The 11,106-nt window shown below is 67.5% G+C and carries 9 protein-coding genes; 6 read left to right on the forward strand and 3 right to left on the reverse strand.

What is annotated here, in order from left to right:
* Together P7D22_RS14640 and P7D22_RS14645 are read left to right on the forward strand one after the other, a co-directional pair.
* Positions 1-268: hypothetical protein (locus P7D22_RS14640; RefSeq protein ID WP_319934986.1), on the forward strand; the 268-nt coding region annotated here is incomplete at its 5' end.
* Positions 269-300: 32 nt separating this feature from the next.
* A complete protein-coding gene (locus P7D22_RS14645) occupies positions 301-1,014 on the forward strand; it encodes a RibD family protein (protein ID WP_319934987.1) in 714 nt (237 codons plus the stop codon).
* A 282-nt stretch (positions 1,015-1,296) separates the two neighbouring features.
* On the opposite strand, the gene P7D22_RS14650 is transcribed toward P7D22_RS14645, so the two are convergent.
* Positions 1,297-1,593, reverse strand: a complete 297-nt coding sequence (locus tag P7D22_RS14650) for a hypothetical protein (RefSeq protein ID WP_319934988.1) — start codon at positions 1,591-1,593, stop codon at positions 1,297-1,299.
* 188 nt (positions 1,594-1,781) lie between these two features.
* Between P7D22_RS14650 and P7D22_RS14655 the strand changes: the two genes are divergently transcribed.
* The 3 genes from P7D22_RS14655 (at position 1,782) to P7D22_RS14665 (ending at position 7,043) form a co-directional block, all read left to right on the forward strand.
* Positions 1,782-5,159, forward strand: coding sequence for an efflux RND transporter permease subunit (locus P7D22_RS14655; protein ID WP_319934989.1), 3,378 nt, complete (start codon positions 1,782-1,784; stop codon positions 5,157-5,159).
* Positions 5,156-6,712 carry an efflux RND transporter periplasmic adaptor subunit gene (locus tag P7D22_RS14660; RefSeq protein WP_319934990.1) on the forward strand — a complete coding sequence of 519 codons (1,557 nt, stop codon included), beginning with the start codon at positions 5,156-5,158 and terminating at the stop codon, positions 6,710-6,712. The genes P7D22_RS14655 and P7D22_RS14660 overlap by 4 nt, the downstream gene beginning before the upstream one ends.
* A gap of 97 nt (positions 6,713-6,809) precedes the next feature.
* Positions 6,810-7,043, forward strand: coding sequence for a hypothetical protein (locus tag P7D22_RS14665; protein WP_319934991.1), 234 nt, complete (start codon positions 6,810-6,812; stop codon positions 7,041-7,043).
* Positions 7,044-7,085: 42 nt separating this feature from the next.
* On the opposite strand, the gene P7D22_RS14670 is transcribed toward P7D22_RS14665, so the two are convergent.
* On the reverse strand, positions 7,086-8,045 hold the full coding sequence (locus P7D22_RS14670; RefSeq protein ID WP_319934992.1) for a cation diffusion facilitator family transporter: 960 nt from the start codon (positions 8,043-8,045) through the stop codon (positions 7,086-7,088).
* Positions 8,046-8,107: 62 nt separating this feature from the next.
* Entirely contained in the window at positions 8,108-8,488 is a 381-nt protein-coding gene (locus P7D22_RS14675) for a VOC family protein (RefSeq protein ID WP_319934993.1), read from the reverse strand.
* Between the two features lie 186 nt (positions 8,489-8,674).
* On the opposite strand from P7D22_RS14675, the gene P7D22_RS14680 reads away from it, so the two are divergent.
* On the forward strand, positions 8,675-11,029 hold the full coding sequence (locus tag P7D22_RS14680; protein ID WP_319934994.1) for a PAS domain S-box protein: 2,355 nt from the start codon (positions 8,675-8,677) through the stop codon (positions 11,027-11,029).
* Positions 11,030-11,106: the final 77 nt, after the last annotated feature.

The following is an 11,106-nucleotide window of genomic DNA, read 5'->3' on the forward strand; positions in this document are numbered from 1 at the left end:
GTATCGGGTGGCCCGGGCCGATCCGGCCCTCGACGGCGCGGGCGCGGCCGATCTCGCGACGCTGGCGGTCGGCTTGGCACTCGCCGGAAGCGGCAGTCTGCCCCCCGTCGGCGTGCCGCTGACCCTGTCGGCTTCGGCCGGGATGGCGCCATTGGGCGGCGACATCCAGGCGGCCCGCCATGCCGCCGCGACGGCCCTGGGGGTGGCGCTCGACCTCGGCCGCGACGGTGTCGGCCTCGATGTGGCGCGCCGCTACACGGCTGCCTGACCCCCTTCCGATCGTTGCCTGCGAGGCTCGAGATGGCTTCCGATTCCAGCCGCCCCACCGTGGCGGTCCACATGGCCACGTCGCTCGATGGGCGCATCCAGACGCGGCGTTGGGGCGGCGCGGGCATCGGCAGCCTTTACGAGCAGGTGCATGGCGAACTCGCGGGCGACGCCTGGATGTGCGGCCGCATCACCATGCAGGGCTACACCCGCGGCACGCCGGACGACGACCACGATCCGACCCCGGTGCCGCGCACCGACCATATCGCCAAGCGCGATGCGAGCGGCTACGCCATTGCGCTCGACGCCCGCGGGGCGCTGCACTGGGGCGCCCGCAACGCCATCGACGACGACCATGTCGTGGTGGTGTTGTGCGAAACCGTGTCGGACCGGCACCTCAACGCCCTGCGGGCGTCCGGCGTGTCCTATCTGTTCGGCGGCGTTGCCACGATCGACTTCGCGCGCGTACTGCGAAGTCTGAAGGCGGCATTCGGCATCGATCGCCTGCTGGTCGAAGGCGGCGGCGGCCTCAACGGCAGCATGCTGGCGGCCCGCCTGGTGGATGAGATCAGCCTGTTGCTGGCCCCGGCGATCGACGGCGGCCGTGGCGTGCCGGCCTTGTTCGATCATGGGCAGCCCGGAGATCCGCCGCCCGCGCCCGGCACCATCGTGGCGCTGCGCCGGTGCGAGGCCCTCGAGGGCGGCTTCGTGCGCCTGCACTATGACGTGTCGTACGGGACGGCTTGAGACCGCAAGGCTGCGGCTTTTCCACCACAGGGGACGCGCAAAGCCCGGATCGTAACCGCAAACGCAGATACGGGCTGGACAAGGCGCCAGCCCGTGTTACCGTATCGATGCGACTTTGGTCGCATGCCCTTCTTGGGCGTTTCCTCCCTAGACTTGGGCCGCCTTCGGGCGGCTCTTTTTTTGTCTAGGCCGGCTTTAAAGCATGGCGCCGCGCTTCATGCAAGGCAGCCATGCATTTCATTTACGCTTTTTGAGCGAATTCGAGGCGTGCCTCCCGGCCCGTCAGGGCTGTGCCGCCGCGGGCGTGCTTGGTTGGACCGTGGACGCTGGCGCGAGGTTGCGCCGGGCCCGCGCGTTGAAGTTGCGTTCCTTCTGGATGATCGGCACCGGTTGGGAGATCACCTCGCCGACCGCGTTGATGCGGATCGAATCCTGCGCCGCGGTGATCGGAAACCCTGCCTGTCCCCGCCGTGGGTGGGTGCCGACGATATGGCGGCCGCGATGATGCGCGGAATGGCCGTGGTGGCGGGGCTCGGCCGAGGCCGGCAGCCCGAGCGCAAGCACGATCATCAGGCTCAAAACAGGTGATTTCATCGCAGGGATCCCTTTTGGCCTTTCTGGTGCGCCGCATGCCTCGGGTCAACAATGCTGCAGTGCCCGAGCCGTTGCCGTGCCGTCCACACGAGAAGGCCTGAGACCGAATCCCGCAGGGCCGTGGCACACGGCAACGAAACCCCATCCCCCAAGTTGCCACTGCGGAGCGTGCGATGGGTCTTGTTCTTTACGCGCTGAAATACCGGATCAGCGTCTACGTCGTGGCTTTGCTGGTTCTGCTGGGAGGCATCGGCGCCTGTATCATCACGCCGAAGGACGTTCTGCCCAACGTCAACATCCCGGTCGTGGTCGTGGTGTGGACCTATAACGGCTTGAACGCCACCGACATGGCGTCCCGCATCACTACCTACAGCGAATTCTCGCTGTCCAACAACGTCAACAATATCCGCCGCATGGAAAGCAGTACGCTGTCCGGCACCGCGGTGGAGCGCATCTACTTCCAGGACGGTGTCTCGATCGACCTTGCCATCGCGCAGGTCGTCTCGGCCATGAATTCGATCCGGGCCGTGATGCCGCCCGGCGTGCAGCCGCCCGTCGTGATGCGCTTTTCGGCGTCCTCGGTGCCGGTGATCCAACTGGCCTTGTCGTCGAAGACCGACAGTCAGGCCAAGATCTACGATTACGCGCAATATCGCATCCGGCAGACCCTCACGCAGGTGCCGGGATCGACCCTGCCGTCGCCCTACGGCGGCGCGCCGCGTCAGGTCATGGTCGATCTCGACCTGCAGGCGTTGCAGGGCTACGGGCTGACGCCGCTCGATGTCACCAATGCAGTGGTGTCGCAGAACATCGTGGTGCCCTCGGGCCTGTCGAAGATCGGTGCCCTGCAATATCCGATCCGGCTCAATGCTTCGCCGGCCTTGATCGCCGACCTGAACCTCCTTCCGATCAAGGTCGTGGATGGCACGCCGGTTCTGGTGCGGGACGTGGCGCATGTGCGTGACGGCTCGCCGCCGCAACTGAACATCGTGCGGGCGAACGGCACCCGCTCGGTCCTGGAAACGATCCTGAAGAACGGTGAGGCCTCGACTCTGACGGTGGTCAACACCGTGAAGGCCTTCCTGCCGCAGATCCGCGCCGCCGCCCCGAAGGGCCTCGAGATCAGCCCCCTGGCCGATCAATCCGTCTTCGTCACCGGTGCCATCAACGATGTGGTGCGTGAGGCCCTGATCGCGGCCGGGCTGACCGGCGCCATGATCCTGCTGTTCCTGGGGTCATGGCGCTCGACCCTGGTGGTGCTGGTGTCGATCCCGCTGTCGATCCTGTTTTCGTTGATCGTGCTGGCGATCCTGGGCGAAACCATCAACATCATGACGCTCGGCGGTCTGGCGCTCGCGGTCGGCATCCTGGTCGATGACGCCACGGTGGCGATCGAGAACTCCTACCGCCTGATGGAGGAGGGACGCTCGTTCCGCGACTCGGTCGCCGAAGGCGCCGCCGGGATCGCCAAGCCGGCCCTCATCTCGACCTTGTCGATCTGCGCCGCCTTTGTGTCGGTGTTCTTCCTCACCGATGCACCGAAATACCTTTTCACCCCGCAGGCGGAGGCGGTGGTGTTTGCCATGTTGGCGTCCTACGGCCTGTCGCGGACCCTGGTGCCCATCATGATGGATGTGCTGGTGCGCGCCGAATATGCCAAGCGCTATGGCCCCGTGGACGATGCGGCCGACCGGGGCGATGCCGAAGGTTCCGCCCCGAAGCACCGCGGCGCATTGGTCAGGGGCGCAAGGGCTGTCTGGCGTGTCGTCGCCGTGCCGTTCGCATGGTGTGGCCGCCGGCTCCGGCCTGCCACGCGAGCGGTTTCGGCGTGGCTCCGTTGGGGCCACGGCCGGTTCGAAGCGGGGTTCGCGCGCTTCCAGCGCGGCTATGGCGGCTTGGTCCGCTCGACCATCGCCCGGCCGCTCGCCACGCTCGGTGTGGTCGGCTGCGTGTTTCTGCTCGGTGGCGGCATCCTGATGTTCACGGGCCGCGACTACTTCCCCCAGGTTGCCGGCGACAGCATGACGCTGCACATCCGCACCCGTCCGGGCCAGCGCATCGAAACGGCCGAGCAGACCTTTGCGCGCGTCGAGCAGGTGGTTCGCGACACCATTCCGAAGGCCGAGCTCGATCTCATCCTCGACAACATCGGCCTGCCGTCGAGTAACTACAACTTCGCCTTCGGGGACGGGTCCTTCGTGGCCTATAACGACGGCCAGATGATCATCTCACTGAAGGAGGGCCATGCGTCCCCGCTCGGCTATATGAAGACCTTGCGCGAGGTGCTGCCCCGCAAGTTCCCCGATGTGGTGTTCTATTTCCAGCCTGCCGACATGATCACCCAGATCCTCGACTTCGGCACCGTGACGCCGATCGATGTGCAGATCAGCGGCCGTAACGCCGCCAAGGACCTCGAGGTCGCGCGTGGCATCCAGGACGCGATGGCGGGCGTGCGGGGCACTGTTGACGTCCACATGCACCAGATCCCCGACGCGCCGGAGTTCTTCGTCGACGTCGACCGCAAGCTCGCCGCCGAGATCGGCCTGTCGGAGCAGCAGATCGCGCAAACCATGAACGTGTCGCTGTCGGGCAGCTACCAGGTGCAGCCGAACTTCTGGGCCGACCCGAAGACCGGCATCCCCTACCAGCTCTGGGTGCAGACGCCGGAATGGCGCAACGGGTCGCTCAGCGACCTAGCCAACACGCCGCTCGCGGTCACTTCGACGGTGGTCAACGATCCCATCGGCGTGTCGACCGCGGCCGCCACGGGGACGGGCGATCCCCTGGCGGCCCTGCAGCCCGGCGCCCTGACGCTGTTGTCCACCGTGGCCACGATGCGGCGCGGCGTTCAGCCCACCGTGATCAGCCACGTCAACACGCAGCCGACCATCGACATCTTCGCCAGCGCCCAGGACCGCGACCTTGGCGGCATCGCGAGCGACATCGACCGCATCGTCGAAGCCGCGCAAAAGAAGCTGCCGGCCCCCGACAAGATCACCGTGCGCGGGCAGATCGAAAGCATGAACAGCGCCTTCACCCGCATCGAGCTCGGCCTCGCGCTGGCCATGCTGGTGGTCTACATGCTGATGGCGGTCAATTTCCAGAGCTGGGGTGATCCGCTGGTGGTCATGCTGGCGCTGCCGATCGCCTTTTGCGGCATCCTGCTGAGCCTGTTCGTCACCCACACCAATCTGTCGATCCCGGCCCTGTTCGGCGCCATCATGAGCGTCGGGGTGGCGAGCGCCAACTCCATCCTGCTGGTCACCTTTGCGCGGGAACATCGCGAAGAAACCGGCTGCAGCGCCCCCGAGGCGGCCATCGCGGCTGGCGAAACGCGTTTGCGGCCGGTGTTGATGACGGCCGGTGCCATGTTCGTGGGCCTGCTGCCGATGGCGATCGGCATCGGCGAGGGCAGCGAGCAGAATGCGGCCCTGGCCCGTGCGGTGTTGGGTGGCGTCGCCTTCGGCACATGCTCGACCTTGTTGTTCGTGCCGTTTCTTTACGCCACGCTGCGGCGCGGCCCCTTCCGTCCGGTGGAGGATTACCGATGATCGACAGGGTGTCGCACGACGACGACCGTATGGCTCCCGACGGGCATGAGGATCCTCGGCCCGATGCGGTCGAGGACACCGCTCGGGATGATGCCACCCCATCACCGCATTCGCCGGCGCCAGACGTCGGAGATCGTCCGAAACACGACGTCATCGATCTAGCCAATGGAGGAGCCGCGACCCCACGCGACGGCGACGATACGGCCCCGTCGCGCCAAGAATCTGCTCCGGAACAAGACACTGCGGCGGACGACAATCCGTCCAAGGCGCCGCCGAAGTCGCTGTTCATCGGGGTGGCGCTTCTTGTGCTCGTTCTGGTGGGCTGGGGCGGCTATCAGCATTGGCGGTCCTACGCCGCCTCGAAGGCGACGGTCGACAATGAGGCCGGTCGTCCTGTCGAAGTGCGGACGGTGGCGGCGAAGCGCCTCGACTCGGCGATCGACATGACGCTGCCGGGTGAAACGCAGGCGCTCGATACGGCCAACATCTTTCCGCGCGCCACCGGCTATATCGACCGCCGCCTCACGGACATCGGCAGCCGGGTGCGCAAGGGCGATCTGATGGCCCATATCGCGGCCCCAGACCTCGACCAGCAGCTCGCCCAGGCGGAAGCGCAGATCGGCCAGACCGAGGCGGCGCTGGTGCAGGCCAAGGCACAGGTTGTCCAGGCCGAGGCCAACGTCAATCTGGCCCAGGTGAACCTCGCCCGCACCAGCACCCTGACCCAGCAAGGCTACGAGACCCAGCAGAACCGGGACACCCAGCAGGCCAACGCCAAGACCCAGCAGGCCAATGTCGAATCCGCCCGGGCCGGCGTCGCGGTGGCGGGGGCCAACATCAAGGCCCAGCAGGCCGCGATCGACCGGCTGAAAGCCCTGACGGCCTTCGAGGACGTGCGCGCGCCCTTTGACGGCGTCGTCACGGCGCGCAACGTGGATGTCGGCGAGCTGGTCAGCGCCGATCAGTCGACGGGCTCGCCGATGTTCACGGCGGTGCGGGATTCGACCATCCGGGTGATCGTGCGGGTGCCGCAGAACGTGTCGGCCGGCGTCCGCACCGGGCTTGCGGCCAAGGTGGCGGTGCCCCAACAGCCCGAGCAGGTGTTCGCCGGCACCGTCACCCGCACTTCGTCGGCGGTGTTGTATTCGTCCCGCACCCTGACCACCGAGATCGACATCCCGAACCCGTCGGGCGCCCTGCGGGCCGGTCTTTATGTGTCGGTGTCGTTTGCCATCCCGCGCACCACCGCAGAGGTGAACATCCCCGCCGAAGCCTTGATGTTCGATCAAACCGGAACCCGGGTCGCCGCCGTGCAGGACGGCAAGATCCACATGGCTGCCGTCAATATCGCCCGTGACAATGGCACCACGCTTGATCTCCGCGACGGGGTGAAAGGGGACGAGCGCATCGTCCTCAACCCCCCGGCGACGTTGAAGGACGGCGCCACGGTCACGGAGGCCCGGTCCGAGGACGAAAAGCAGGATGGGCAGGGCGCCGACAAGGCAGCGGCCCCGAAGCAATCGCCCACCACCGCGGAGAATGGCGGCTCGTGAGCCGCTTCGCCGCAGCCGCGCGCCAGGCCGTGGCTTGTGCGACGATGCCGACCATGGCAGGCCGGACTCCTGCTTCCCCTCCCGCACGGATCAGCGCATGGCCATCCGATTCACTGATAAGCCGACGGATGCGCCGCGACGCAAGCCGGATCCGGTGACAGCCGGGGACGAGCCCGGGCTGAGCGTCGGCGAGGCCCGCTTCGCTACGCCGATCGAGGCTTCTGGGCCCGTGAACCCGGACGCGTCGGGCGAACTGCCCTTCGAGGCGCTGCCGCGCGCCGAGAAGGTGGAGCGACGCAAGCGCGGCCCGAAGGGCAGTGGCGGCCGGTAGGGCAGTCTGTTTCCTCCTAGGGCTCCCTTCCGGGGGGCAGGATCACACCACGTGGTCGGGACGCAGCCCGCAGCGGGCCGCCCCGTCCGGCGTTTCGAGCTGGATGGTCGCGTGGCCGATGCCGAAACGGTCGCGCGCGTCGCGGCAGATGCGGTCGACCAGTTCGGTGTCGCCAGTGGCGTCGCGGCGCACCAAATGGGCCGTCAGGGCCGTCTCGGTGGTGCTCAGGCCCCAGATGTGCAGGTCATGCACCTCGTCGATGCCCGGCAGGCCGCCGAGGTAGGCCCGCACCGCCCCGGCGTCGATGCCGGGCGGCACAGCATCCATGGCGAGCGACAGCGAGTCGCGCAGCAGCCCCCAGGTGCCGGCCACGATCACGGCCGCGATCACTAGGCTCGCCAGCGGGTCGAGCCACAGCCATCCGGTCCAGCCGATCGCCACAGCCGCCGCGATCACGCCTACCGTCACGGCGGCGTCGGCCACCATATGCACAAAGGCGCCGCGCACGTTCAGGTCGGACTTGCGGCCTGCCATGAACATCAGCGCCGTGCCGGCATTCACCAAAACCCCGATCGTCGCGACCCAGATGACGGTCGTCTCGATCACGGGTTCGGGATGCAGGAGGCGGCGGACGGATTCGATGCCGATCGCCCCGGTGGCGATCAGCAGGATCACCGCATTGCCGAGCGAGGCCAGGATCGGCCCGCGCTTCCAGCCATAGGTGCGCTGTGCCGTCGGGCGCCGCTTGGCCATGGTGGCGGCCGTCCAGGCCAGCACCAGCCCGAAGACGTCCGACAGGTTGTGGCCGGCATCGGCCAGCAAGGCGAGCGAGCCCGAGGCGAAGCCATACACGGCCTCGATCAGCACATAGCCGCCGTTGAGGGCGACGCCGATCGCAAAGGCCCGCCCGAAATCGGCCGGCGCATGGGAATGGCCGTGGCCGTGGCTATGGGCATGGCCATGCCCGTCGCCTCCCGACGCGTGATGGTGATCGTGGGCCATGCTCGACGCTTCCTTTTCGCGTCACCTTGGCCGAGGCGGCGATCCGGTTCAATGCCGATCCGTCACGCCTCGTAGAGTTCGATCGGCAGGCCGTCGGGGTCGGCCAGGAAGGTGAAGCGGCAGCCGGTATAGGGATCGACCCGTATCGGCTCGACGGCAGCCCCGCGGGCCGCCAGCACTTGCGCGGCCGCCACAACATCGTCGACCGCCAGGGCGAGATGGCGCAGCCCGGCGGCTTCCGGGCGGCTCGGACGTGGCGGCGGCTCCGGGAAGGAAAACAGCTCGATCTGCACCAGACCATGACGCAGGTCGCCTTTCCAGGACTGGCGGTCCTCGCGGAAGTGCTCGGCCAGAATCGTGAAGCCGAGCGTATCGCGGTAGAATGCGAGCGACCGGGGATAGTCGCCCGCGATGATCGCGACATGGTGGACTGCTTTGAACATTTGCCCATCAAAGCCGGTTGACATCGCTGCTGCAATCGAACCGTGCGCGATCCCGACGACCGCTTCCACCAGGACGCGTCGCTACGGAGGGGCGCGCACTCAAATGGATAGTGCCACGTGTCAGGGTTGTCCGGCAAAGCATCGCCTGAGCGTCAAAGCCCCGATGGGGAGACGAGCGATGAGCGCGTGCTCACGCTGCAACGCCGTGTTGCGGTGTTGGAAGCCGAAAAGGCCCGGCTGGCCGACAGCGAGCAACGCCATCGCACGCTGTTCGACACCATCGACGAAGGGTTCTGCGTCATCGAATTCTTCGACGGCCCGCATGGACCGTTGAGCGACTACGTCCACGTCGAGGCGAATGCCGCTTACGCGAAACACGCCGGCATCCCCGATGTGGTCGGGCGGAAGCTGCGCGAAATGGTGGGGGCTGAAGCCGACGACTGGGTGCAGCGCTATGGCGAGGTGTTGCGCACGGGCGTGCCGATCCGCTTCGAGCGCGAACTCGAAGCCACGGGACGGTTTCTCGCGCTCGCGGCTTTCCGGATCGAGCCGGCAAGCCGCCGGCAGGTCGCGGTGCTGTTCCAGGACGTGACGGAACGCAAGCGGAGCGAGCGGGCTCTGCGGGACAGCGAAGAACAGTTCCGCGTCCTCAGCCAGAGCGTGCCCAATCAGGTCTGGGCCGCGCGGCCCGACGGCAGCCTGTATTGGTTCAATCAGCAGGTCTACGCTTATGCGGGCGTGGCGCCGGGCACGCTCGACGGCATGCTGCCCGACAGTCCCATCGTGCATCCCGACGACCTGTCGCGCGCCGGGCGCGCTTGGTCTTTGGCGCTGGCAACCGGCGCCATCTATGAGACCGAGTTCCGCATCCGGCGTGCCGATGGCGCCTACCGGTGGTTCTTGTCGCGCGCCGAACCGGTGCGCGATCCCGACGGTACCCTCCGACGCTGGGTCGGCACCAACACCGATGTCGACGACCAGCGCCGGCAGCAATCCGAGGTGGCGGCGCTGCTCGAGCGCGAGGTGGCCGAGCGCACCCGCGAGCGCAACCGCCTGTGGGAAACCACCAACGACCTGATGGGCACCGCGACCCTCGACGGTCGCCTGAAAAGCGTCAACCCGGCCTGGTCGGCGCTGCTTGGCTGGAGCGAGGCGGAGTTGCTGCGCCGCCCTTTTCTCGAGATCGTCGACCCGGCCGACCATGCCGAGATCGTCGAAGTGGTGCTGCGGCTTGCCGCAGGCGAAACCGTGTCGGGCTTCAGCGATCGCGTGCTGACCCGTGACGGTCAGGCGCGGATCATCATGTGGACCGCGGTGCCGGATCCCGGCACGGCCCTGTTCCACATCGTCGGACGGGACCTGACGGAACAGCGCGCCACCGAGGCGGCGCTGCGCCAGTCGCAGAAGATGGAGGCGGTGGGCCAGCTGACGGGCGGCATCGCCCATGATTTCAATAATCTCCTGGCCGGCATCTCGGGCTCGCTCGAGCTGATCCAGGCGCGGCTCAGCCAGGGCCGCATCGGCGAGGTCGACCGTTACGTCGTGGCGGCCCAGGGGGCGGCCCGGCGGGCCGCGGCCCTCACCCATCGCCTGCTGGCTTTTTCACGGCGCCAAACGCTCGCCCCCAAGCCGACGGACGTCAACCGGCTGGTCACCGGCATGGAAGAGATGATCCGGCGCACCGTCGGGCCGCAGGTGACGCTGGAGGTGGTGACGGCCCCGGGCCGCTGGGGCACGTTGATCGATCCGCCGCAGCTCGAGAATGCGCTGCTGAACCTTTGCATCAACGCGCGCGACGCCATGCCGGACGGCGGACGCATCACGGTCGAGACCGCCAACACATGGCTCGACGAGCGTGGCGCCCGCGAACGCGACCTGGCGCCTGGGCAATATCTGTCGGTCTGCGTCAGCGACACCGGTCATGGCATGTCGTCCGACGTGATCGCCCGCATCTTCGACCCCTTCTTCACCACCAAGCCTATCGGGCAGGGCACCGGGCTCGGCTTGTCGATGGTGTATGGCTTTGTCCGGCAGTCGGGCGGTCAGGTGCGGGTGTATTCGGAGGTCGGGCAGGGGACCACCATGTGCCTTTACCTGCCCCGCTACCATGTGATGGCGCCCGACGCGCTGCCGGACGATCCCGCGGCTGAAATCGCCCAGGCACTGGCCGGCGAAACCGTGCTGGTGGTCGATGACGAGCCCACGGTGCGGATGCTGGTGGTCGAGGTGCTGGAGGATCTCGGCTACACGGCTCTCGAGGCGGGCGATGGTGCGGCGGGCCTGCGGGTGCTGCAATCGGGCGTCCGAATCGATCTGCTGGTCACCGATGTCGGGCTGCCCGGTGGGATGAACGGTCGGCAGCTGGCCGACGCGGCCCGGGTGGCCCGCCCGAGCCTGAAGGTCTTGTTCATCACCGGCTATGCCGAGAACAGCGTCATCGGCCACGGGCACCTCGATCCCGGCATGCATATCCTGACCAAGCCTTTCGCGCTCGACGTGCTGGCGGCGCGCATCCGCGACATGATCGTCGGCGCCTCGTAAGGCTCATGGGCTTCAGGGCGTGGTGCCGTCTTCTGCCGTTGGGGTGGCGGCACCGGGCCGGGGGTGCGGCCGGGGTG

It is taken from the genome of Lichenihabitans sp. Uapishka_5 (assembly GCF_033947565.1).
GTDB lineage: Bacteria > Pseudomonadota > Alphaproteobacteria > Rhizobiales > Beijerinckiaceae > Lichenihabitans.